Genomic DNA, 23335 nt, shown 5'->3' with positions numbered 1-23335 from the left:
CAAAACAAACTAAATTGGAATTTCCTAAGAGAAGGTTACTTCCTGCGGGCGTCTCTCCGACCGGCGATATCCCGCCGGGTGGGCCCACCCGGAAGGGGGGCTTGCGTCGCCGCCCCGCTTCCGCTTCAACCGTCCCGGCCCGGCCAAACTCGCGAGACCCTGCATGACAACCTGGATCACCATCTGCGACACCTGCAAGCGCGAGGGCTGGGAGGCCGGACCGATGGGCCGCACCGATGGCGAGGTGCTGGCGGAGCTGATCGAATCCGCTTTCCGCGACGGGGACCTCGCCCTGCGGCGCGTCTCCTGCCTGATGGGCTGCACCCAGGGGTGCAACATCACGATCCAGGCCCGGGGAAAGCTCTGCTACACTCTCGGCCGGTTCGAACCCACGCCTGAAGCCGCCCGGGCGATCCTCGATTACGCGGCGTTGCACGCGGCGTCCGAGACCGGGCAGGTGCCCTACCGGCAATGGCCGCAAGAGATCAAGGGGCACTTCGTCACGCGCCACCCCCCGCTGCCCGAATGACATCCGGGCGGGATCACGGCGGCGGCCTCGACGCCGCCATCGCCAGCTACGGGGGGCGGCGGCCGGACTGGCTGGATCTCTCGACCGGTATCAATCCTTTGCCCTACGAGCTGCCCGATCTGGACCCCGCTGCGTGGACGGCCCTGCCCGATGCCGCCGCCACCGCCCGGTTGATCGAGGCCGCCCGCGCGGCCTGGAACGTGCCCGATGCGGCCGACATCGTCGCAGCCCCCGGCGCCTCGGCCCTGATCGTGCGCCTGCCCGAGATCGCCCCGCCGGGCCCGATCCACATCCCCGGCCCCACCTACAACGAGCATGCCGCCGCGGCCCGCCTCCACGGCCGCACCGTCACCGAAGCGGCCCCGGCCCCGACCACCATCCGGGTGCATCCCAACAATCCCGACGGCCGGCTCTGGGACCTTCCTGGCACATCCCGCCTGACCATTGTCGACGAAAGCTTCTGCGATATCTGGCCCGACAAAAGCCATATCGCGGCGACCGCCCGCCCAGGCACGCTCATCCTCAAGAGCTTCGGCAAGTTCTGGGGGCTCGCCGGGCTTCGCCTCGGCTTCGCCATCGCCCATCCCGACACGATGTCGGATCTGGCCGAACGACTGGGGCCCTGGCCGGTCTCCGGCCCCGCCCTGCGGATCGGAGCGTGCGCACTGCGGGACAGAGAGTGGGCCGCCGCGACACGCGGACGCCTCGCGGCGGATGCCGCGCACCTCGACAAACTCATGACGGCCCAGGGCGCCCGGCCCATCGGCGGCACCCCCCTCTTCCGGCTCTACGAGACAGCGGACGCCGCAGCCTGGCAGGCCCGCCTGGCCGCCAGCCGCGTCTGGTCGCGGATCTTCCCCTACTCTGACCGCTGGCTCCGCCTGGGCCTTCCGCACCCGGACCACTGGCAACAGCTCGAAACAGCCATCGCCGGCGCGGCCGCCCGAGGGACGGCGGGCGGGGCGATGCCGCAGGCGAGCGTCGTCCGGCGGCCATGACAACCGCCCTCGTCGTAGCCTTGCTCCTCGACGCGCTGCTGGGTGAGCCGCGCTGGCTCTGGACACGCCTGCCCCACCCCGCGGTGCTCGCTGGCCGCGCGGTCGGCGCCCTCGACCGACAGCTGAACCAAGGCCGCAATCGCCGCGCGAAGGGCGTGCTCGCGCTGACCTTCCTGCTCGCCGCGGCGCTCGCCCTGGGCGCCGCCCTCGCCGCCCTTCCCGGCCAGCTCGCCGAAATCGTCGTCACCGCGATCCTGCTGGCCCAGCGATCCCTGTCCGACCATGTCCGACAGGTGGCCAATACGCTCCGCCTGTCCCTTCCCGACGGCCGCGCCTCGGTCGCGATGATCGTCGGCCGCGATACCGCCGCCATGGACGAGGCCGCCGTCGCCCGCGCCGCCATCGAAAGCGCCGCGGAAAACCTCTCTGACGGCGTCACCGCGCCGGCGTTCTGGTTCCTGCTTGGCGGCCTGCCAGCGCTCGTCGCCTACAAGGCGGTCAACACCGCCGACAGCATGATCGGCCATCGCACCCCCCGACACGCGGCGTTCGGCTGGGCTTCAGCCCGTCTCGACGACCTGCTGAACCTGGTTCCGGCCCGCCTCACGGCGCTGCTGATCTGGCTTGCCGCCGGCGCCCCCCGACACTGGCGCGGGTTCTTCGCGGATGCCAACAGGCACCGCTCGCCGAACGCGGGCTGGCCCGAGGCCGCCATGGCCCGCGCCATAGATACCGCGCTGGCCGGCCCCCGCAGCTATGGCGGCACCCTGACCGACGACCCGTTCGTCCATCCGGTTGGAGGCCGATCCCCCGGACCGGCCGAGATCGACTCCGCGGCCCGCATCCTCTGGCGCAGCTGGGCCATCGGTCTCGGCGCCCTCGCCCTGTCCACACTGATCTGAGCAGGCTCCTGCCAGTCGGCGCTGTGCACCGCCGCCACCCCTTGCTACCCTTGACCGCAACAGACGTTGGGAGAGACAATGCGCACCCTGAAAATCCTCGCCCTCACATGTGCCGCCGGCAGCGCCTCGGCACAGGAATGCGGCGGCCCCTTCCCCGCCTTCATCGACGATCTAAAGGCCGAGGCCATCGACGCCGGCCAGCCCCGCGAGACGGTCGAGGCCTTCTTCGCCTCGGTCCGGCAGGACCCGTCGGTGATCGCCGCCGACCGCCGCCAGGGCGTGTTCCAGCGCGACTTCATCGACTTCTCCCGCCGCCTGATCTCGCAGAATCGCATCGACAACGGCCGCAGAAATGCCGACCGCCATGCCGATACCTTCGCCCGGATCGAGGCCGATTACGGCATCCCCCCCGGGGTCCTGCTCGCCTTCTGGGCGTTCGAGACCGACTACGGCGCGGTCCAGGGCGACTACAACACGGTCAACGCGCTGGTGACCCTGGCCCACGACTGCCGCCGGCCAGAGCTTTTCCGGCCACAGATCTTCGCCGCGATCGAGCTCTTCGCCCGCGGCGACCTCGACCCCGCGACCACCACCGGCGCCTGGGCCGGAGAGATCGGCCAGGTCCAGATGCTGCCCGAGGACATCCTGACCAACGGCCGCGACGGCGACGGCGACGGCCACGTCACGCTCAAGACCTCCGCCGCCGACGCGCTGTTGTCCGGGGCCGCGATGCTGTCGGATCTGGGCTGGCGTCCCGGTCAGCCCTGGCTGCAGGAAATCGTGGTGCCAGACGGGCTCGACCTTACGCTTACCGGGCTCGACCATTCGCTTTTGGTCGCCGATTGGCAGGCCCTCGGCGTGCAGGCCCGCACCGGTGCGCTGGGTGCCCCGGACCTGCAGGCCTCGGTCCTGCTGCCCATGGGGCGCAATGGGCCGGCCTTCCTCGCCTACCCCAATTTCAACGTATATTTCGAATGGAACCAAAGCCTCGTCTACGTCACCACGGCCGCCTATTTCGCCACCCGCCTGATGGGGGCGCCGGTCTACGACGCCGGAAACCCCGACCCGGGCCTTTCGGGCGAAGAGATGCTTCAGCTTCAGCAGAGACTGGTGGCGCGGGGCCACGACGTTGGCGGCGTCGACGGCATCCTGGGCGAAAAGACCCGCGAGGCGGTGCAGCGGGAACAGGTCCGCCTCGGCCTGCCGGCCGACGCCTGGCCGACCCGGGAGCTTCTCAACCGGCTCTGACACCGCGCGGGCCGACTCGTCCCTCAGCTGCCGAGGGCCGTCTCTGGTCCGCGTCGCTGCAGGCCGCGAAACCCGGCCCACAGGACAAGGCAGCCGACCAGCATCGCCGCCCCTGCATGAAGCGGGGCCGCCGCAGACCCGGTGACGTCCCGCAGGGCGCCCAACATCGGCGGGCCCACACCCATGAACAGGTAGTAGACCGCAAGATATAGACCCATGGTCAAGGCCCGCACCTGCGGCCGAGAGGCCTCGACCGGAAGTGTCATGATCACGGCCGCCGCCGGACCGAAGACCAGCCCCATGGCCGCCATCGCCCAGGGCGAGGCCGCGGCGGCTCCCGATGCGATGATCGCCAGATATCCGGCGATCGAGAGCCCGAAACAGGCCAGCGCCGGCAGATCGCGCCATGGCGACCGCGCCGCCAGCCATCCGCCCGCCGCAACCGACAGGATGGCCAGCCAGCCGATCAGGCTCACGGCTGCGGCGGCGGCGATGGCGTCGACGCCGCGCGCCTGCAGCAGGCCCGGTGTCCAGGCGATCACCGCGATCAGCGAGGTGTTGTAAAGCGCCCAGATCCCGCCCGCGATCAACACCAGCGCCAGTTCGCGGCGCGTGAGCCACCCCGCCGAGCCGGTCCGCACCGTTCCGCCCCGCGAGGGCGGCGCCCTCCACACGAGCGCCAGCAACCCCAGCGCGGCCCCGGCGACCACGGCAGGCAGGATCATCGCGACGCCAAGCCCCATCCACAGCGCCACGGGCGGCACGACGACCATCGCCAGGGCAATCCCCGCCGGCCAGCTCGAGACCAGAACTCCCATGGCGGTCGGCAGATCGTCGCGATCCTGGAACCAGTCCGCCGCCATCTTGGTGAGCATCACGTTCAGCCCGACGGCCCCGCAGCCCGCCACGACCCGCCACAAGAGCGCGGCGCCAAAGCTTTCGGCCAGCCAACCGCAGACCCCCGCCAGGGTCATCATGCCCAGCCCCCACAGGGCGGTGCGAATGTCTCCCAACCGCTGACCCAGCCAGCCGCTGCCCAGGGCCGCGACCACGCCGGGCAACAGGTAAGCCCCCGCGAGGGAGCCAAGGGCGGCAAAGCTCAGCGCCCGGTCGGCGGTCAGCTGCGCCGCCAGCGCCGGCACAGCCTGGAACTGAAACCCCATGCTCAACCGCGCGAGCGTCAGCGCCGCAAGAATTTTCCACGCATCCGAGATGACGCACCCCCGATCTCCCGACAGATCAGCACACTCCGCCTGTCACGGTAATCTCCAGGGCGCGGGCCCCTTGCCAAGGGACGGCGGGTGGGGCGATGCCGAAGGCGAGCGTCACACGGCGTCCCCGCGCCGCACCGGGTCAGGCCACCATCTGTTCCGCGCGTTTCAGATCCACCGAGACCAGCTGAGACACCCCCTGCTCCCCCATGGTGACACCGAACAGGCGATCCATCCGGCTCATCGTCACCGCATGGTGGGTGATGACCAGGAACCGCGTCTCCGTGCGCCGCGTCATCTCGTTCAACAAGTCGCAGAACCGCCCCACGTTGGCGTCATCCAGCGGCGCGTCCACCTCGTCGAGCACGCAGATCGGCGAGGGGTTGGCCAGGAACACCGCAAAGATCAGCGCCAGCGCCGTCAACGTCTGCTCGCCGCCCGACAACAGAGACAGGACCGACAGCTTCTTGCCCGGCGGCTGGCACATGATCTCCAGCCCCGCCTCCAGCGGGTCGTCGCTCTCCACCAGTTCCAGCCGCGCCTCGCCGCCGCCGAAAAGGTGGGTGAACAGCGCCGAAAAGTTCCGGTTCACCTCCTCGAAGGCGGTCAGCAGGCGCTCGCGGCCCTCGCGGTTCAGGCTGCCGATACCCGCGCGCAGGGTGCGGATCGCCTCGTCGAGGTCGGTCTTGTCGCGCACCAGGCCGTCATGCTCCTCTTGGACCTCGCGGGCATCCTCCTCGGCCCGCAGGTTGACCGCGCCCAAGGCGTCCCGTTGCCGCTTCAGCCGGTTCACATCCGCCTCGATATCCTCCGCTCGGCCCAACGCCTCGGGGTCGAGCGCAAGCGCGGCCGGCAGCTCCTGCGGGGCCATCTCCAGCGCCTCCTGGGTCCGCAGCGCGGCGGCGGAAACAGACTCCTTCGCTGCGTCCAACCGGGCTTCGCCCCGGGCCCGGGCCTCGCGCGCCTCGCCGGCGAGCCTCTCGGCGTCGCGCTCGGCGACCGTCGCCTCGCGCAGACCCGTCTCGCCCACGGCAAGCGCTTCGGCCGAGTCGCGCCGCCGCGCCTCGGCCGCCTCCATGGCCGCGTCCAACCGCGCCCGGTTTACTGCGATCTCCTCCGGTTTGCCGGCCGCCGCGGCCAATTGCTCCTGCGCCTCGGACCGGCGATCCTCCAGCTCTGCCGACCGGCTCGACGCCGTGTCCAGCCGTGTACGCCAGGTCTTGATCTCGGCCTCGACGGTGCGCGCCCGACGCGCCCGCGCCTCGCCCTCGCGCCGCACCTCGTCCAGCGCCGAGCGCCGCGACATCATCGTGATCCGCGCGGCCTCCACCGCGGTGCGCACCGCCTCGACCTCGCCCCGCGCCGCCGACAGATCGCCCAGATCGGCCACCACCGTCTCGGCCTCGGCCAGCGCCCGGCGGGCGCCCTCCGCCTCGGCCTCGAACCGGTCCAGCGCAAGGCCCGCCGTCTCCAGCTTGCCGTCCGACAGGTTCCGGTCCGCCTCGGCGCGGCTCAGGGCCCGGGCGGCCTCGCCGACCAGCCGGTCTGCCTCGCGCCGCGCGTCCCGCGCGTGCCGGTCCGCAGCCGTCAGATCCGCCAGCCGGCGGGACAGGGCCTCATGCGCCTGCCTGGCACCCTGGGCCCGGGCGGTCACCTCCTCGAGGTCGCGCTTCAGCTCGGTCAGACGGTTCAGCTGCTGCAACCGCAACGCCGCGGCCGAGGGCGCATCCGCCGCCCCGGCGCGGAACCCGTCCCAGCGCCAGAGATCCCCCTCGACCGAGACCAGCCGCTGACCGGGCAAAAGCGCCAGTTGCAGATCCGCGCCCGCCTCGGCCGCGACCAGCCCGATCTGCGACATCCGCCGCACAAGCACATCCGGGACCGAGACCACATCCGTCAGCGCCGTCACCCCGGCCGGCAAGGGCGCCGGCGCCGGATAGCCCGGCAGCGCAATCCAGCCCGAGACCGCGCCCGGCCCGACCACCGGGGCCCGCAGATCATCGGCCAGCGCCGCGCCAAGCGCCTTTTCATAGCCCGGGCGCACCTCGACGCGGTCCAGCAATTGCGCCCCGTCGCGCGAATCGCGGTTCACCAGCTTCTCGAGCGCCCCGACCTCGGCCCGCAGCGCCGAGGCCTCGCCCTCCGCCGCCGACCTTGCAGCCCGGGCATCGGACTCGCGTCCCTGGGTCTCGGACCGGGCCTCGTCGGCCTGTGCCAGCGTCTCTTCGGCCCGTTGCGCCGTCGCCTGGGCGGTCTCTGACCCGGCGGTGGCGTCCGCCATCGCGGCGGCGGCCGCGTCGAGCGCCAGGCGCGCCTCGGCCTGCGCCGCCCGGGCCTTGGTGGCCTCGGCCTCGTTGCGGCTCAACGTCTTGCGGTGATCCTCCACAAGCCGGTGCGCCGCCTGGTGCCGCGCCGACAGCCGCGCCATGTCCTCGGTCAGCCGTGTCAGGTCGCTTTCGCGCGTCTGCAACACCTCCGCCGCTTCCGCCAATTGCTCGGAGGCCTGGGCGAGCCTGTCCTCGTGCCCCTCGCCGGCCTGCCGCAGCCTGACCTCTTCGGCCTCGAGCCCCGCCACCGTCTCTCCGGCGTCGCGGTTCAACCCGGCCTCGCGCTCGATGTCGCGGGTCAGCTGGGCGATGCGGCCGTCGAGCGCCTCGATCGCCTCCCGCGCCCGGTGCTCCTCGTCGGCCAGCCCATCGCGTTCGACCACCAGCCGCTGCAGCACCGCCGCGGCGATCGCCTCTTCCTCCCGCAGCGGGGGGAGCGCGGCCTCCGCGACCTCGCGCGCCTGGCCCGCCTCGCGGGCGGCCGTCTCGGCGCGGGCGGCGGCGATGACCTGCTCGCGCAGGGCCTGCTCGGCCGTCAGCCGGGCCGCGTCCGCCTCGCGCCACCGGGTGTAGAAAAGCGCCCCTTCGGCCTGGCGCAGGGCCGTGCCGATCTCGCGATAGCGCGCGGCCTGCTTCGCCTGCCGCGCCAGCTGCGCCAGCTGCGCGGCCAGCTGTTCGATCACATCGTCCACCCGGGCGAGGTTCTGCTCGGCCGCGCGCAGCTTGAGCTCTGCCTCGTGGCGCCGCTGGTAGAGCCCGCCGATCCCCGCGGCATCCTCCAGCACCTTGCGCCGGGACTTGGGCCGGGCGTTGATCAGCTCGCTGATCTGGCCCTGCCGCACCAGCGCGGGCGAATGCGCCCCCGTGGCCGCATCGGCGAACAGCATCTGGACGTCCCGCGCCCGGACATCCCTGGTTCCGACCTTGTAGGCCGAGCCGATGTCGCGGGTGATCCGCCGGGTGATTTCCAGGATGTCGCTGTCGTTGAACCCCGCGGGCGCCAGCCGTTCGGCATTGTCGAGCACAAGCGAGACCTCGGCATGGTTCCGCGCCGACCGCGTGGCCGCCCCGGCAAAGATCACGTCCTCCATGCCGCCGCCGCGCATCGCGGTCGGGCGGTTCTCGCCCATGACCCATCGCAGCGCCTCCAGCAGGTTGGACTTGCCGCAGCCGTTCGGCCCGACGACGCCGGTCAGCCCGTCGGCGATCACCAGGTCGGTCGGGTCGACAAAACTCTTGAAGCCGTTCAGCTTCAGCCGGGTAAAGCGCACCGCTTGGCCTTTCGATTCTACTTGTGCCGTCAGCCTGCCGCCCGCCCGCCCCGCGAGTCAACGGACACGGCACCGCATATGGCCGACCACCGCTCGTTATCCCCAACATATTGCGCAGATCCGACCGCCTGACGCGGGGGCGAAGCCCGGTCCCATGCCGCGGCGGGCAGCTTTTCGGTCGCAATCGCTGCTTGACGCCTGCCGCCCCCGCGCCGCACAAGGGTGGGGCATGGTGCCCCGTCAGGCCGACCACCAAAGGCCGGGGCTCAAAAGGGAATGCGGTGCGGGCAGATCCAGACCGGAGGCCCAAATCCGCAGCCGCCCCCGCGACTGTCAGCGGAGAGCGGCCTGCCACTCAGCCACTGGGGACACCCGGGAAGGCGGCAGGTTGCATCGACCCGCGAGCCAGGAGACCTGCCATGCGCCACGGCCCCGACAGGCCGTGGAGACAACACGACGGACGGGGTGTTCCGTAGGGTCTGCCACAGCTCAAGCATGGCCTGCCCCTCGAAAGACCCCCTTTGAAACCGAAGGGGACAGACTTGATGAAACGCTTTTCGCTCGCCGCCGCCGCCACGACGCTGGCCGCGACACCCGCTCTTGCTCACCATCCGCTGGGTGGCCTGCCGATGGAGACCTTCGCCCACGGGGCGATGTCCGGCGTCGGCCATCCGGTCCTGGGCTTCGACCACCTGTTCTTCGTGGCTGCCATGGGCATCGCCGCGCTGTTCACCCAGGCCCGTTTCACCGCGCCGCTGGCCTATGTCGCGGCCATGGTGCTGGGCTGCGTCGCCGCCTATGCCGGGCTCGCGCTGCCCGCTGTCGAGGTGGTGATCGTGCTGTCGCTGCTGACCGTCGGCGGCGTGATCCTGTCGGGCCGTGCGCTGACCCTCGGACCGGCGCTGGCGCTGTTCGCGGGCTTCGGGCTGTTTCACGGCGCGGCCTTCGCGGGTGCGCTTGCCGGCCAGGAAGGCGGCGTCGGCGGGGCTGTCCTTGCGGGCTATCTCCTGTTCCTCGGTCTGACGCAATACGCGCTTGCCATCGGGGCCCAGTTCGCCGCCCGCGGCCTGCTCGGCGCGACCGCGGCCGGCAGCGTGAACGCCCGCCTTGCGGGCGCGGCCGTGGCCGGCGTCGGTGTCTTCCTGGCGCTGGAAATGCTCGAAGGCCCGATCGTCGCCGCCATCGCCGGCTGATCCGCGTTTCATCCCACATCCGGGCGGCCCTTCCGGGGGCCGCCTTTCCGCGTCCAGAGGACCCCTCAGAAGCATGGCCAAGATTCCCGCCACCATCGTCACCGGCTTTCTCGGCGCCGGCAAGACCACCCTCATCCGCCACATGCTGTCCAACGCCAAGGGACGCCGCATCGCGCTGATCATCAACGAGTTCGGCGACCTCGGCGTCGATGGCGACCTGCTCAAGGGCTGCGGAGACGCCACCTGCACCGATGACGACATCATGGAATTGTCGAACGGCTGCATCTGCTGCACCGTCGCAGAGGATTTCGTGCCGACCATGGAAAAGCTGCTGGCCCGCGACCTGCCCCCCGACCACATCGTGATCGAGACCTCGGGCCTCGCCCTGCCCCAGCCGCTTGTGCGCGCCTTCAACTGGCCGGGCCTGTCCACCCGCGTCACCGTTGACGGCGTCGTCACCGTGGTCGACGGCAAGGCCGTTTCCGAAGGCCGTTTCGCCGTGGACGTGGCCGCCGTCGACCGGCAGCGCCGCGCCGACGAGAACCTCGACCACGAGACGCCCCTGTCGGAGCTCTTCGACGACCAGATTGCCTGCGCCGACATGATCGTGGTGAACAAGTCCGACCTGATGGAAAGCGAGGAGGCCGACCACCTGGCCGCCGTGCTCAAGGCCGACGCCCGCCGGGGCGTGCAGGTGATCCGGACGGCCATGGGCGCCCTGCCGGTCGAAATCCTGCTGGGCCAGAAGATCGGCGCAGAGGCCGACCTCGGTGCCCGACACGAGGTCCACCACCATCATCACCACGACGACGATGGCGACCACACGCATGAGGATGAGCACGATCACGACCATCACCACGACCACGACGATTTCGAAAGCTTCGTCGTCACCATGGGCGAGATCGCCGACCCCACAGCCTTCGCCGAACGCGTCGCCGACACGATCCGCCAGCACGATATCCTGCGGCTCAAGGGCTTCGCAGCCGTCACGGGCAAGCCCCTGCGGCTGACGCTCCAGGCGGTCGGCCCGCGGATCGAGACATATTTCGACAAGCCCCATGCCGGCCCGCGCGAGACCCGTCTCGTGGTGATCGGCCAGGCGGGTCTGGACCGGGCCGCCATCTCGGCGGCGCTCACCGCATGATCGAGGTCAGACCGGCCGACCCGCGCGATCCCGGTCCGCGGGCATTGCTGGAGGCGAGCCATGCCCTGATGCAGAGCCTGTTCCCGGCGGAGGACAATCACTACCTCTCCATCGAGGCGCTCACCGCGCCCGACATCCGATTCTTCACGGCGACGGCAGAAGGCGAGACCCTGGCGACCGGGGCGCTCGCCTTGCGCGACGGATACGGCGAGGTCAAATCCATGTTCACCGCCGAGACCGCCCGCGGGCGCGGGGCCGCACGGCTCATCCTCGACCGGCTCGAACAGGAGGCCGTCGCGCAGGGCCTCGCCGAACTGAAGCTGGAAACCGGCAACACGCTGTCCGCGGCCCACCGGCTCTATGAACGGATGGGGTTCGCCCCCTGCGCCCCCTTCGGCAGCTACACCGCGAACACCACCAGCATTTTCATGCGCAAACCCCTCGCCTGATCCTGACGTCGGTCAGGCGCCCGACCCGAAGGGCCGCCAGATGCATCTCCTCGCCGCGACACCCGGTGCCGTCGACGACGGCAAAGAGCCGACGGACCTGGGCCAGACCCCCGCCGACATCCTGGTGATTTCCGCCGCCGATACCGAACTCGCGGCCCTGTCGGAGGCCCGCGCCAACCTGCCCGAGGCGCCGAGCCTGCGGCTGGCCAACCTGACGCACCTGCACCATCCCATGAGCGTCGACCTGCACCTGGACGCCTGCGCCCGGAAATGCCGGCTGGTGGTGGCGCGGCTGCTGGGCGGCGCGGGCTATTGGCGCTACGGGCTGACGCAGTATTCCGCCGGGCTCCACGCAGCGGGGGTGCCCGTCGCCTTTCTGCCCGGCGACGACAAGCCCGACCCCGAGCTGCGGGCGCTCAGCACGGTCTCGGAGGCGGATTACGACGCGCTCTGGTCCTATCTGGTCGAAGGCGGGCCGGAGAACGCCGCCAATTTCCTGCGCCATGCGGCGGACATCGCCAGCGGGACGGAGCAGCGCACGGCCGCGCCCGCCCGCCCCCTGCTGCGGGCCGGTCTCTACTGGCCCGGCGCCACCGCACCCGACCTGACCCGGTTGCGCAGTGCATGGACCCAGGACGCCCCGGTCGTGCCCATCGTCTTCTACCGTGCCCTGCTGCAGGGCGCCGGGCTCGCCCCGATCAACCGCCTGACCCGAAGCCTGCTGCGCGCCGGCCTCAACCCGATGCCGATCTTCGCGGCCTCGCTCAAGGACGACGTGAGCCAGGCCATGCTGTCGTCTCTCTTCACCGCGGCGCCGCCCTCGGTCATCCTCAACTGCACCGCCTTCGCCACCGGCACCCCCGGTTCCCCGGGCTCCGGCAACCCGCTCGCCAGCGCCGAGGCGAACGGCGCCCCCGTGTTCCAGGTCATCCTGTCCGGCGGCACCGAAGAGGCGTGGGAGGGCGGCCTGTCGGGCCTCTCGGCCCGCGACATCGCCATGAACGTGGCCCTGCCCGAGGTCGATGGCCGCCTGCTCTCCCGCGCGATCAGCTTCAAGGACGCGGCCTATTTCGACGAGGCCACCGAATGCCCCATCGCCACCTACAGGCCGCGCGGCGACCGGATCGACGCGGTAACGCAGATGGCCGCCCGAATGGCCCACCTGCGCCACACCCCCGCCCGAGACCGGCGCGTCGCCCTGGTCCTGGCAAACTACCCGAACCGGGACGGGCGCCTGGCCAACGGGGTCGGCCTCGACACACCGGCCGCGACCGTCCATGCCCTGACCCTGCTGGCCGAGGCCGGATACCAGACGCCCCCCCCCGCCGATGCCGAAACCCTGATGGCGACCCTGATGGCCGGCCCCACCAACTGGCTGACCGACCGCGCCTCGCGCACCGGAGGAGAGCATCTGCCGCTCTCCACCTACCGCACCTGGTTCGACACCCTGCCCTGGGAGGCCAAGCAACAGGTCACCGACCGCTGGGGCCCGCCTGAATCCGATCCCTTCATCTTGGCGGAAAAACTCCCCCCGGAGGGCCGCTCCGAACCTGTCTTCGCCCTCTCCATCCACCGCTTCGGCAACGCCGTCGTCGCGCTCCAGCCCGCCCGCGGCTACAATATCGACCCGACCGATACCTACCACTCGCCCGACCTCGTCCCGCCACACAACTATCTCGCCTTCTACCTCTGGCTGCGCGACCACTGGGGCGCCCATGCCATCGTTCACATGGGCAAGCACGGCAATCTCGAATGGCTCCCCGGCAAGGCCGTCGCCTTGTCCGAGACCTGCTGGCCCGAGATCGCCTTCGGCCCCGTCCCGCACATCTACCCGTTCATCGTCAACGATCCGGGCGAGGGGACCCAGGCCAAACGGCGGGCCCAGGCCGTGATCGTCGATCACCTGACACCGCCTCTCACCCGGGCCGAAAGCTACGGCCCCCTGCGCGACCTCGAGGCGCTGGTGGACGAGTACTACGAGGCCGCCGGCGTCGATCCCCGCCGCACGACCCACCTGCGGCGCGAGATCCTGTCGCTGTCCCAGGCCACCGGTCTGGCCTCCGACGCCGGTCTCTCGGGCGATGACGACAGCGATCTGGCCCGGCTGGACGCCTGGCTCTGCGATCTGAAAGAGGCCCAGATTCGCGACGGCCTGCACGTCTTCGGCCAGAGCCCGACCGGCCGCCAGGCCCGTGACCTGGCCATCGCCCTGGCCCGCGTGCCCCGGGCCGAGGGCAAGGCGGGCAACGCCTCCCTGATCCGCGCCCTCGCCGCCGATCTTGGCATCGCCATGGATCCGCTCGACTGCCCCCCGGCCGAGGCGGCACAGGAGCGCCCCGAGGCTCTCGCCCCCCTCACGGCGGATCTCTGGCGCACCAATGGCGACACGGTAGAGCGGCTGGAGCTTCTGGCGCAGGACCTGCTCGACGGCAAGGCTACCGCCCCCGGCGCCGCCAGTGCCACGGTCCTTGCCCAGATCGAGGACGTTGTCCGCCCCGCCGTGGCCGCGTGCGGCCCGGCCGAAGGCGCGGCCCTGCTGAGGGCGCTCGACGGCCGCGCGATCCCGCCCGGCCCGTCGGGTGCGCCGACGCGCGGCCGGCTCGACACCCTGCCCACCGGGCGCAATTTCTACTCTGTCGACAGCCGCGCCATCCCCACCCCGACCGCCTGGGCCCTGGGCTGGAAATCGGCGACACTTCTGATCGAGACCCATCTTCAGACCCACGGCGACTGGCCCCGCAACCTGCTGCTCACCGCCTGGGGGACGTCGAACATGCGCACCGGCGGGGATGACATCGCCCAGGCGCTGGCGCTGATGGGCTGCAAGCCCACCTGGGACGCCGCCAATCGCCGCGTCACCGGGTTCGAGATCTTGCCCCTCACCATCCTCGACCGGCCCCGCGTGGACGTCACACTGCGCATCTCGGGCTTCTTCCGCGACGCCTTCCCGGGGCTGATCGACCTGATGGATTCCGCCGCACGGGCAATCCAGGCCCTCGACGAGCCCGAGGACATGAATCCCGCCGCGGCCGGTGCGCGGGCCGGCGCCCCCGCCGCGCGGGTCTATGGCTCGAAACCCGGGGCCTATGGCGCGGGGCTCCAGGCGATGATCGACGAACGGCTCTGGGCCTCCCGCGCCGATCTGGCCGAGGCCTACCTGGAATGGGGCTCCTACGCCTATGGCGCGGGCGCCGAGGGGCGCCGGGACCGGGCGGGGCTCGAGGCCCGCCTGAGCGGGGCCGAGGCCATCGTCCAGAACCAGGACAACCGCGAACACGACATCCTCGATTCGGACGATTACTACCAGTTCGAGGGCGGCGCCGCGGCTGCCGTGGCGACCCTGCAGGGCCGCGACCGACCGATCTATCACAACGACCATTCGCGCCCGGAAAGCCCCCGCATCCGCACGCTGGAGGATGAGATCGCCCGGGTCGTCCGGTCCCGGGTGGTGAACCCCAAGTGGATCGACGGGGTGAAACGCCACGGCTACAAGGGCGCGTTCGAGATCGCGGCGACGGTCGACTACCTCTTCGCCTTCGCCGCGACGACCGGCGCGGTGCGCAACCACCATTTCGACCTGGTCGAGGCCGCGTTTCTCGAAGACGACGCCACCCGGGGGTTCATCGCCGAAGTCAACGCGCCGGCGCTCCGCGACATCGCCGACCGCCTGCAGGAGGCCATCGACCGGGGCCTGTGGCAACCGCGCTCCAACAGCGCCGCCGCCCGAATAACCGCCCACCGCGCCTGATCACCGGGCCCCAGATTATTCGCGAATAATCTGGTCACCGCCCGGACGTTAGCCGATCAGCCCGGACAGGCCCGCAAGGGCCAGGAAGCCGCCCATCAGAAAGAGCGAAAGGCGCAATGAGGTCTTCATGTCCGTCGGTCCCGCGTGATCGTCCCTGCGCCTCAAGTCTGGCCCCGAAGCCGGACCGGCGCGAGACGGGTATTCCACACCTTTTTCGCAAATATCGTGCACAGGATCGTGACCGGGCCCGGGCAGGCAGGCCGCCGGCAATTCCACGCCGATCCCGCCCCGCCGATCGGCGATCCGCCGCTTGACCTCGCCCGGCTAGTCGCCAGACTGCCGGCCATGACGACCCAGATCCTGCCCCCGACCGAGGACGAGACCGCCTTTCACACCCGGCTCTACGATTGGGTGTCCGACCACGCGACAGCATCGGGGCATCCCTTCGACAATACCCCCTTCCTGCTGGAGCTGCGCGAGGACGGGCAATGTGTCGCCGGGTTCGAGGGCTACCGTCTGTTCGACTGGCTCTTCGTGCGCTACATCGCGGTCGCCCCGCACCGGCGCGGACGCGGCCACGGGGCCCGCCTTGTCCGCGCGGCCGAGGACAAGGCCCGCGCCGAGGGCATCACCGGGATCTTCATCGACAGCTACGCCTTCCAGGCGCCCGAATTCTACGAAAAGCTTGGATATACCGTCTTCGGCACCCTCGACGGCGGCCCCCCCGCCCGCCGCAGAAGCTACCTTGCCAAGGCCCTGGCCCCCGGCGCCCGCATCGACTGAACGCGCTCAGGCGCCGCGCATTTCGGCCAGGTTGTCCGAAAGGAACTTGGCGGAATCGTCCGTCACGAGCTCCACCCAGATCGGGAAATGGTCCGACATCTGGTTCTTGCGCCAAGGATGCCGGAAATAGGACCGCGCCAGGTCGTCGTCCGCCGGCAGCGCCGCCGCCTTGACAGGGTTGGTGTGATCCGCCGCCATCTCGGCGCGGTAAGGCGCCCAGTCTCCGTCGCGATAGACATGGGCGAAGAAGTCGAAGACACCGCCGCTCTCGCGCTGCTGCTGGTCCTGCACGAACTGGAAGTAATCGTTCTTGCGAAAGAACATCCGGTCATAGCCCTGGCTGCGGGTCACGTTGGTCAGCGCCCCTTTCAGGCCGCCGCAATCCAGGTAGCCGGACGCCTCGAGCCGCGCCACCGTCGCGGCGTCGTCGCCGAGGTAGAGGTTCATGTCCCCCACCAGCACCAGGTTGTCCGTCCAGAGCCCGGTGCGCTTTTTCTCCAGTGCGGCAAGCAGCAGCCGGACCTCTTCGCCGCGCAAGGCTAGGTCGTCGGCGCCGTCGCCCGGATGTAGATGCAGGTTGATCATCGCGAACCGCTTCCACCCCGCGAGAAACCCGGTGATATAGGGCGCCCGCTTCAACTGCTTGAGCGCCGAGCCCGCCGTCAGCTCGTCCCAGAGCGTGATCTCTCCGGCCAGCCCCGACAGCTCTACCCGCCTGGTGTTGTAGACATAGGCCGAACGCTCGGAATTGCCGTCCGCCCCGTCGGTGATGTCGTTCACCATGTAGCGCCAGTCGTCGCCGAGGATCCGCATGACCCGGTCCAGATCCACCAGGGTCGACTTGATCTCCTGCACGGCGATCAGGTCGAAGGCCGACAGGATCTCGGCGATGTAGTAATAGGCCTCGGGCAGGCGCTGACCGGTATGACCGAATTCCTTGATGTTCCAGCTGGCAACCAGCAGGTTGGCCTCGGTCCGGCGCGGCGGCACGAGGGTGCCAAGCCCCATCTTCAGCCGCATCAGGCCCTGGATGCAGCGCTGCCGCTCGGCCGGGGTCATCGCCGGAAAGACCCGCGCGAAATCCCGCGCGACGAAATCCTCGTCCGGCCGCAGGTCGTTGTAGCTTGGCATCGGCGCACCCCCTTGCCCCCCAAGCTGCCCCGCGCAATGGTGCCGTTTCAAGTCAGGGAGACCCTACCCATGTCAGACGACGCCGACCGCCACGCCGCCAAGATGGCCAAGAAAAAGGCCGCCCGCGACAAGATCATGGCCACCAAGACCGACCAGAAGGGCCTCGTCATCGTCCACACCGGCAAGGGCAAGGGAAAGTCCACCGCAGCCTTCGGCATGATCTTCCGCCACATCGCCCACGGGATGCCCTGCGCCGTGGTGCAATTCATCAAGGGCGGGATGTCGACCGGCGAGCGCGACCTGATCCTGGCGAAGTTTGCCGAGGAATGCCCGTTCTACACCATGGGCGAGGGCTTCACCTGGGAGACCCAGGACAAGACCCGCGACACCGAAATGGCGCTGGCCGCCTGGGAAAAGGCCAAGGAGTTGATCCGCGATCCGGCCAACAGCATGGTCCTGCTCGACGAGATCAACATCGCGATCCGCTACGACTATGTCCCGATCGCCGATGTCGTGGAATTCCTCGCCGCCGAAAAGCCGCCGATGACCCATGTGGTGCTGACCGGGCGCAACGCCCATGCGGACCTGATCGAGATCGCCGACCTCGTGACCGAGATGGAGCTGGTCAAGCACCCGTTCCGCGCCGGTATCAAGGCCCAGCAGGGCGTCGAGTTCTAGGCGCAGGGCCCGACCGGGGCGGGACATGTCCCGCCGCTGCTACTTTTTCTCTCAACCTTGCGACAGGACATACGCGGCGGCGGTCCTGTCGCGCCGCCGCATCAAAACAACAAAGATGATTCTGCCGACGGGACAGGTCGGTCTAGGCTCCCTCCACCCCGTCTTGGGGCAAACAATACAGGAGGGACGACAGTGTCCCGCAAGTTTGTCCTAGGATTCGACGAAAGCGACAGCGCCCAGGCCGCTCTCGACTTCGCCGCCGGGCTGGCAAGGTCCGAGGGGGCCGAGCTGATCGTCGCCCATGTTCTGGAATGGTCCCCGTATTCGTTCCTGACCCCGGAGGAGCTGGAAGAACGGCACAAGCGCCGCACCGAAGAGCTGCGCCGCGCCGACACGGCCCTGATGGAGCCGGTGAAGGCCAGGCTCGCCGATAGCGGGCTGAAGGTGACGACCGTGCTGAGATACGGCCACATCGCCGAGGTGCTCTGCAGGATCATCGAAGAGTCCGGCGCGGACGAGGTCGTGATCGGCCGCACGGGAAGCTCGTCGCTGACGTCGCGGCTCTTCGGGTCCGTCGCCGGAAGCCTGGCACAGGTCTCGCCCGTGCCCGTCACCATTGTTCCATAAACAATAAACAGATAGGGACATTCATGAACAAGGCATTCAAGCGAGCGGCCTTCGCCGCTCCGGCCATGCTGGCGGCGACGCCCGCCTTGGCCCAGGCCGTCGAAGAGACGGCCATGACCCTCGACCAACGGATCAACGATGTCTTTGCCAGCTCGACAGGCTGGTTCGTCAATCTGATCTTCAGCAACTTTCCGGGCACCAGTTTCCCCTGGATCGTGGCCTGGCTGGTTGTCGGCGCGACGGTCTTCACCGTGTAGTTCGGCCTGATCCAGTTCCGCGCGTTTCCCCATTCGATCGCCCTGGTCAAAGGCGACTATTCCGCCCCCAACGACGCGGGCGAGGTCAGCCATTTCCAGGCGCTGGCGACGGCGCTCTCGGGCACCGTGGGGCTTGGCAATATCGCCGGGGTGGCGGTGGCCATCGGCATCGGCGGACCGGGGGCAAACTTCTGGATGATCCTCGCGGGCCTCATGGGCATGGCGTCGAAATTCACCGAATGCACGCTGGGCGTGAAATACCGCAACGAATACCCGGACGGGACCGTCTCGGGCGGGCCGATGTACTACCTCACGAAGGGGTTCGAGGAACGCGGGCTGCCGGCCGGAAAGTTCCTTGCGGTGATGTTCTCTATCTTCTGTATCCTCGGCGCATTGGGCGGCGGGAACATGTTCCAGTCCAACCAGGCCCATGCGCAGCTTACGAACGTGGTGGGCGATTATCCCGGCTGGATCACCGGCGTGATCTTCGCGGGCATCGTCTTTGCGGTCATCATCGGCGGGCTCAAGTCCATCGCCCGGGTCACCGAGAAGGTCGTGCCGATCATGGGGGTGCTCTATGTCCTGACGGCGCTGGTCATCATCCTGCTCAACTACGAAAGCATCGGCTGGGCCTTCGGCCAGATCTTCGAGGGCGCCTTCACCGGCCTCGGCGTGGCGGGCGGCTTTGTCCGGGCCCTGATCCAGGGCTTCAAGCGCGCCGCCTTCTCGAACGAGGCGGGCGTCGGCTCCGCGGCCATCGCCCACTCGGCGGTGCGCACCAAGGAGCCGATCACCGAGGGCTTCGTCTCGCTGCTCGAGCCGTTCATCGACACGGTCGTGATCTGCACCATGACGGCGCTGGTGATCATCATCACCGGTCAGCTCGTGTCGGACCCGGAAACCGGGCTCTACCTGCTGAACGAGGGCAGCACCGCGATCCAGACCTCGATGGCAATTCCGGCGTAGCCCTCACGTCGGCGGCCTTCGGGTCGACCTTCGGCTGGTTCAAATACGTTCTGGCGATCGCGGTCATTCTCTTTGCCTTCTCGACGATGATCAGCTGGTCCTACTATGGCCTCAAGGCCTGGACCTTCCTGTTCGGCGAGGGAAAGACCAAAGAACTGGTGTTCAAGGTCATCTTCTGCATCTTCGTCATCATCGGCGCCTCGGCCAGCCTCGGTCCGGTCATCGATTTCTCGGATGCGGCGATCTTCGCGATGGCGGTGGTCAACATCATCGGCCTCTACTTCCTGATGCCGATCGTGAAGCGTGAGCTGGAAAGCTACCAGAGCCGCCGAAAATCATTCGAAATCAAGAAGTTAACCTGATCCTTCGGGATCGGTCGAACACCCGGGCCTTCCCGATCCGTCGGGGAGGCCCTTTTCCGATCCGGGGCACCGTCCCCTTGAGGTCCCGTCGCGGATGGCGTGCAACCCTGCGAACACGACTGCCGGATAGGCAAGACTTTGCCGGACGGAGCGCCTATCGCTCCTGCAGGGCGAGACGGACACCCAACGCGCAGTAGATGCTGCCAACGACCTTGCCTTGCCACCTCAGGACAGCAGGGTTCCGGCGAAGAAAGGTGCCAAGCCCCCCGGACGCCACGGCAAAGACGATCGTGTGGAGGAAATCCCCCGCCGTGATGCCCGCACCCGTCGCGATCCCGACCCTGGTTCCCGATGTGGTGGCCCGCGCGACCGTCAACGACGTGGCTGGGCCGGGGATGAATACGAAGCCAAGAATTATCGACGCGCAGGTCAGCAAGACGGCGGGCTCGATCATGCCGTTCCCTTCAAATGGTCATGGACCCGCATCCATCCTTGGATTGCGGTGAATGGCCAGATGAAGGCCCAGCCTTTCGCCGCGGCCCGACGCAAAAGCCGGATGCGCTGGACGCGGTTGCGACAGCCTCAGCCGCGCGTTGCGATCTCTGACACATCCTGCAAGGGCCCCGGAGCCGTCGAGGCGGCCGCTGCGCACATCCGCCGGCACGGAGGCATTCCGACTGTCGGATGGTCGCACGACGTCGCCGTTCGGAAATGAAAGACGACCCTATGGCGAGCGAGCGGTATTCCAGCCGATTACCGGTTGACCGGACATCGCCTGCTGGAAGGTGAACCAGACAATGGCCAGTCCGGCGACAGCTGCGACCAACGGGACCACGCGTGGGAAGGCTAGTCCCGAACGGTCTGCCAGCCACCCGGCGACCGGAAGCGCCTGAAGCAGATGCGTTGCAAAGAAATGCGGAACTCTCAGGTCGCCGCCCGTTGTCGACCAGCCAAGAATCGGCAGCCCCCCGGCATCCGTCAGATCCCCGCCAACCCAATGCCCGGTTGGCGTGAACTGCATGCTCGACATCGCCCCGGCAGTTGCCAGCGTGGCGAGGGTTCCCGCCAAGGTCCCGAGGCCCACCCCGAGCCGCAGCCCCGGGCCGACCTGTGACACCGGACGGCGCCATACCGTCAACCCGATGACAAGCGTACCAAGCAGGACAACCGCGACCGCAGCGCCCATGGCATAGTATGCCAACTCCTCCCAGGGCGTTTCTTGGTTGAAGTGCGATGCACGCCCGCGCGCCGCCTGAAGCCCGACATACCCCAGCTCAAGCAGCACCGCGGCGCAGGTGACGAGCATCGTCGACGTGATCAGTTTGCTCTTGCGCAAATCCGCCTGCAGCAAAGACAGAAAGACCATCAGGGTCGCGATGTGGACCGCAAATGAAAAATTGAATTTGGTTGGCTTCGACCAGACAGAAGCGCCGCCCAAGGTGCGTTCATCGAACAATCCCGCGGCAAGGCTCAGCACCATCATCGCCAGAGCAATTGCGACCGTCATGCGACCTGCGCGGTCGCGAAAGGATGCCGCGGTCAAGCTATTGCCCCATGCTGCGTCGGTCGGTCATGCAACCGCGAACCTGATCCATGTCACGCGACGGCCGCAGAGACGACTCCCTTTTTGCGGGCGCGTTGTGCCGTGTTGCGACATTGCCCCTTCGTGAGGCTCGCGGAAACCGCCCCACCGGCCTCGGAGCGGTCGGTGCAGCGCCACCGGCGCGTCCTGACCCCGACACGTCCGACGACAGCTGGTGATCCCCCGAGAGGGGACCTTCTTCATCCCGGATCCGTGCGCGGGGTGCGCGAACGCTTCCCCCTGCTCAGCTTCCCCGCAGTTCGGTCAGCGTGGCGCCGGTGGAGAGTGCTTCGGGGTCGACGCGCAGCTCGATCACGGCAAGCACCCCCGCCGCCCGCGCCCGGGCAAAGGCGTCCGCGAAATCCTCGCTCCGCGTGACAAGCTCTCCGTGCCCGCCATAGGCCCGCGCCAGCGCTGCGAAATCCGGGTTGGCCAGCGCCGTGCCCGAGACGCGCCCGGGGTAGTGCCGCTCCTGGTGCATCCGGATCGTGCCGTACTGGCCGTTGTTGCAGACCACGACGATGGGGGCCGCGCCGTGCTGCACGGCGGTGGACATCTCGTTCAGGGTCATCTGGAAGCACCCATCCCCGGCCATGCAGACGACGACCCGTTCGGGGTGCTGCAGGGCCGCCGACACCGCCGCGGGAAACCCGTATCCCATGGAGCCGGAGGTCGGTGCCAACTGGGTGCCCGGCCCCTTGAAGACGAAATACCGGTGCAGCCAGGCGGCATAATTCCCTGCCCCGTTGGTCAGGATCGCATCCTCGGGCAAGGAGTCGGAGAGCCAGTGGACGATCTCCTCCATCTTCACGTCGCCCGGGGTCGGGTGTGGCCTGCGCCAGGCCTCGTAGTCGGCCCGCGCGGCGGCGGTCCAGTCCTCCCGGCCGCACAGCCGGGCGCGGCCTGCCAGCACCTCCAAGGCGTCGGGCGCAGTGGCCACGACCGCCGCCGCCGGCCCGTAGACCTGGCCGATCTCGTCGGCATCGGGGTGGACCTGCAGAATGGTCGGCGCGGGTGCCGCGGGATCGACAAGCGTATAGCCGCGGGTCTCGATATCTCCCAGGCGGCTGCCCAGCAGAAGCAGGCAATCGGCCTCCCGCACCCGCGCCGCCAGCGCCGGGGCCATGCCGACGTTGAGGTCCCCCGCATAGCTGCGGTGCCGGTTGTCGAGGTAGGATTGCCGCCGGAAATCCGCCACGGCGGGCAGGCCCTGCACCTCGAGGAAACGCTTCAGGTCGGCCTCTGCCCGGGGCGACCAGTGCGGGCCGCCAACGACGACGAGCGGCCGCTCCGCCTCCGCAAGCTTTGCCATGATCGCGTCAAACGCTGCCGGTGCGGGCGTGGGATAGACCCCGACGAGGCCGTCGTAGTCCGCCACGTCGGCGCTGTCGGACAGCATGTCCTCGGGCAGCGCGAGGACGACCGGACCGGGCCGGCCCGACAGGGCGACGCGAAAAGCCCGGGCGATGTATTCCGGCAGGCGGTCGGTCCGGTCGATCTCGGCGACCCACTTGGCCAGCCCGCCGAACATCGCGCGGTAGTCGACCTCCTGGAAGGCGCCACGGTCCCGGTGGCCCCGGTCGATCTGGCCGACGAACATCACCATCGGCGTGCTGTCCTGCCGGGCGATGTGGATGCCGGCGCTGGCATTCGTCGCGCCGGGACCCCGCGTGACGAAGCAGACGCCGGGAGCGCCGGACATCTTGCCCTGCGCCTCGGCCATCATCGCCGCCCCGCCTTCCTGCCGGCAGACGATGTTCTCGATCCCGCTCTCGTAGAGCCCGTCGAGGGCGGCGAGAAAGCTCTCTCCGGGCACCGAGAACACCCGCCGCACCCCGAGCTTGTGCAGTTGATCGGCCAGTATCTTGCCGCCGTGCCGCATGTCATGCCTCCGCCTGTTCGGGCAGACACTGGCCCCGCGCTCGCCGC

17 protein-coding genes, 1 pseudogene and 1 riboswitch are annotated in these 23335 nt (G+C 69.2%); of the genes and pseudogenes, 13 read left to right on the top strand and 5 right to left on the bottom strand.

Features of this window, described 5'->3' with window-relative positions:
• Positions 1-163 precede the first annotated feature (163 nt).
• From ROA7023_RS09030 to ROA7023_RS09015, 4 genes are all read left to right on the top strand, one after another.
• Positions 164-529, top strand: coding sequence for a DUF1636 family protein (locus ROA7023_RS09030; RefSeq protein WP_085878690.1), 366 nt, complete (start codon positions 164-166; stop codon positions 527-529).
• Positions 526-1527 carry an aminotransferase class I/II-fold pyridoxal phosphate-dependent enzyme gene (locus tag ROA7023_RS09025; RefSeq protein ID WP_085878689.1) on the top strand — a complete coding sequence of 334 codons (1002 nt, stop codon included), beginning with the start codon at positions 526-528 and terminating at the stop codon, positions 1525-1527. The genes ROA7023_RS09030 and ROA7023_RS09025 overlap by 4 nt, the downstream gene beginning before the upstream one ends.
• Positions 1524-2429 carry an adenosylcobinamide-phosphate synthase CbiB gene (cbiB, locus tag ROA7023_RS09020; RefSeq protein WP_085878688.1) on the top strand — a complete coding sequence of 302 codons (906 nt, stop codon included), beginning with the start codon at positions 1524-1526 and terminating at the stop codon, positions 2427-2429. The genes ROA7023_RS09025 and cbiB overlap by 4 nt, the downstream gene beginning before the upstream one ends.
• A 78-nt stretch (positions 2430-2507) precedes the next feature.
• Positions 2508-3677, top strand: coding sequence for a lytic murein transglycosylase (locus ROA7023_RS09015; protein WP_085878687.1), 1170 nt, complete (start codon positions 2508-2510; stop codon positions 3675-3677).
• Positions 3678-3700: 23 nt separating this feature from the next.
• Here ROA7023_RS09015 and ROA7023_RS09010 read toward each other — a convergent pair whose 3' ends face one another.
• Both ROA7023_RS09010 and ROA7023_RS09005 read right to left on the bottom strand, forming a co-directional pair.
• Positions 3701-4846: an MFS transporter gene (locus tag ROA7023_RS09010; protein ID WP_370739211.1), complete on the bottom strand. Its 1146-nt coding sequence runs from the start codon at positions 4844-4846 to the stop codon at positions 3701-3703.
• A gap of 184 nt (positions 4847-5030) precedes the next feature.
• Positions 5031-8486, bottom strand: coding sequence for a chromosome segregation SMC family protein (locus tag ROA7023_RS09005; protein WP_085878685.1), 3456 nt, complete (start codon positions 8484-8486; stop codon positions 5031-5033).
• Between the two features lie 213 nt (positions 8487-8699).
• Positions 8700-8922, top strand: a riboswitch (cobalamin riboswitch).
• A gap of 109 nt (positions 8923-9031) precedes the next feature.
• Between ROA7023_RS09005 and ROA7023_RS09000 the strand changes: the two genes are divergently transcribed.
• The 5 genes from ROA7023_RS09000 (at position 9032) to ROA7023_RS08980 (ending at position 15803) form a co-directional block, all read left to right on the top strand.
• On the top strand, positions 9032-9679 hold the full coding sequence (locus ROA7023_RS09000) for a HupE/UreJ family protein (protein ID WP_085878684.1): 648 nt from the start codon (positions 9032-9034) through the stop codon (positions 9677-9679).
• A gap of 73 nt (positions 9680-9752) precedes the next feature.
• The gene (gene cobW, locus ROA7023_RS08995; protein WP_085878683.1) at positions 9753-10823 is read left to right on the top strand and encodes a cobalamin biosynthesis protein CobW; all 1071 of its coding nucleotides are present in this window, start codon (positions 9753-9755) and stop codon (positions 10821-10823) included.
• A complete protein-coding gene (locus tag ROA7023_RS08990; RefSeq protein ID WP_085878682.1) occupies positions 10820-11272 on the top strand; it encodes a GNAT family N-acetyltransferase in 453 nt (150 codons plus the stop codon). Before cobW ends, ROA7023_RS08990 begins: the two co-directional genes overlap by 4 nt.
• A gap of 40 nt (positions 11273-11312) precedes the next feature.
• Complete coding sequence (cobN, locus tag ROA7023_RS08985; protein ID WP_085878681.1) at positions 11313-15020, top strand: cobaltochelatase subunit CobN; 3708 nt, start codon at positions 11313-11315, stop codon at positions 15018-15020.
• Between the two features lie 345 nt (positions 15021-15365).
• A complete protein-coding gene (locus tag ROA7023_RS08980) occupies positions 15366-15803 on the top strand; it encodes a GNAT family N-acetyltransferase (protein WP_143535501.1) in 438 nt (145 codons plus the stop codon).
• Positions 15804-15809: 6 nt separating this feature from the next.
• Here the strand turns inward: ROA7023_RS08980 and ROA7023_RS08975 are convergent, their stop codons facing one another.
• A complete protein-coding gene (locus ROA7023_RS08975) occupies positions 15810-16934 on the bottom strand; it encodes an endonuclease/exonuclease/phosphatase family protein (RefSeq protein ID WP_085878679.1) in 1125 nt (374 codons plus the stop codon).
• Between the two features lie 69 nt (positions 16935-17003).
• On the opposite strand from ROA7023_RS08975, the gene cobO reads away from it, so the two are divergent.
• The 4 genes and pseudogenes from cobO (at position 17004) to ROA7023_RS24400 (ending at position 20330) form a co-directional block, all read left to right on the top strand.
• On the top strand, positions 17004-17612 hold the full coding sequence (gene cobO / locus ROA7023_RS08970) for a cob(I)yrinic acid a,c-diamide adenosyltransferase (RefSeq protein ID WP_085878678.1): 609 nt from the start codon (positions 17004-17006) through the stop codon (positions 17610-17612).
• 192 nt (positions 17613-17804) lie between these two features.
• On the top strand, positions 17805-18239 hold the full coding sequence (locus ROA7023_RS08965) for a universal stress protein (protein WP_085878677.1): 435 nt from the start codon (positions 17805-17807) through the stop codon (positions 18237-18239).
• A gap of 23 nt (positions 18240-18262) precedes the next feature.
• Positions 18263-19824: pseudogene (locus ROA7023_RS08960) on the top strand (alanine/glycine:cation symporter family protein).
• Between the two features lie 314 nt (positions 19825-20138).
• A complete protein-coding gene (locus ROA7023_RS24400; protein ID WP_159458470.1) occupies positions 20139-20330 on the top strand; it encodes a hypothetical protein in 192 nt (63 codons plus the stop codon).
• A 218-nt stretch (positions 20331-20548) separates the two neighbouring features.
• Here ROA7023_RS24400 and ROA7023_RS08950 read toward each other — a convergent pair whose 3' ends face one another.
• Together ROA7023_RS08950 and ROA7023_RS08945 are read right to left on the bottom strand one after the other, a co-directional pair.
• Complete coding sequence (locus ROA7023_RS08950; protein ID WP_159458469.1) at positions 20549-21367, bottom strand: hypothetical protein; 819 nt, start codon at positions 21365-21367, stop codon at positions 20549-20551.
• A gap of 283 nt (positions 21368-21650) precedes the next feature.
• Positions 21651-23288, bottom strand: a complete 1638-nt coding sequence (locus ROA7023_RS08945; protein WP_085878674.1) for a thiamine pyrophosphate-binding protein — start codon at positions 23286-23288, stop codon at positions 21651-21653.
• Positions 23289-23335 lie beyond the last annotated feature (47 nt).

The organism is Roseisalinus antarcticus (assembly GCF_900172355.1).
Classification (GTDB): Bacteria; Pseudomonadota; Alphaproteobacteria; order Rhodobacterales; family Rhodobacteraceae; genus Oceanicola; species Oceanicola antarcticus_A.
The sequence above is the reverse complement of the archived record's forward strand: the minus strand, read 5'-3'. Positions and strand labels throughout refer to the sequence as shown.

Bases quoted from the DNA above. Each gene is read 5' to 3' on its own strand.
- ROA7023_RS09025 (WP_085878689.1), top strand. From the start codon at position 526: ATGACATCCGGGCGGGATCACGGCGGCGGCCTCGACGCCGCCATCGCC.
- cobO (WP_085878678.1), top strand. From the start codon at position 17,004: ATGTCAGACGACGCCGACCGCCACGCCGCCAAGATGGCCAAGAAAAAG.
- ROA7023_RS08990 (WP_085878682.1), top strand. From the start codon at position 10,820: ATGATCGAGGTCAGACCGGCCGACCCGCGCGATCCCGGTCCGCGGGCA.
- ROA7023_RS09000 (WP_085878684.1), top strand. From the start codon at position 9,032: ATGAAACGCTTTTCGCTCGCCGCCGCCGCCACGACGCTGGCCGCGACA.
- ROA7023_RS08980 (WP_143535501.1), top strand. From the start codon at position 15,366: ATGACGACCCAGATCCTGCCCCCGACCGAGGACGAGACCGCCTTTCAC.
- ROA7023_RS09015 (WP_085878687.1), top strand. From the start codon at position 2,508: ATGCGCACCCTGAAAATCCTCGCCCTCACATGTGCCGCCGGCAGCGCC.
- cbiB (WP_085878688.1), top strand. From the start codon at position 1,524: ATGACAACCGCCCTCGTCGTAGCCTTGCTCCTCGACGCGCTGCTGGGT.
- cobW (WP_085878683.1), top strand. From the start codon at position 9,753: ATGGCCAAGATTCCCGCCACCATCGTCACCGGCTTTCTCGGCGCCGGC.
- ROA7023_RS08945 (WP_085878674.1), bottom strand. From the start codon at position 23,288: ATGCGGCACGGCGGCAAGATACTGGCCGATCAACTGCACAAGCTCGGG.
- ROA7023_RS24400 (WP_159458470.1), top strand. From the start codon at position 20,139: ATGCCCGCACCCGTCGCGATCCCGACCCTGGTTCCCGATGTGGTGGCC.
- cobN (WP_085878681.1), top strand. From the start codon at position 11,313: ATGCATCTCCTCGCCGCGACACCCGGTGCCGTCGACGACGGCAAAGAG.
- ROA7023_RS09030 (WP_085878690.1), top strand. From the start codon at position 164: ATGACAACCTGGATCACCATCTGCGACACCTGCAAGCGCGAGGGCTGG.
- ROA7023_RS08975 (WP_085878679.1), bottom strand. From the start codon at position 16,934: ATGCCAAGCTACAACGACCTGCGGCCGGACGAGGATTTCGTCGCGCGG.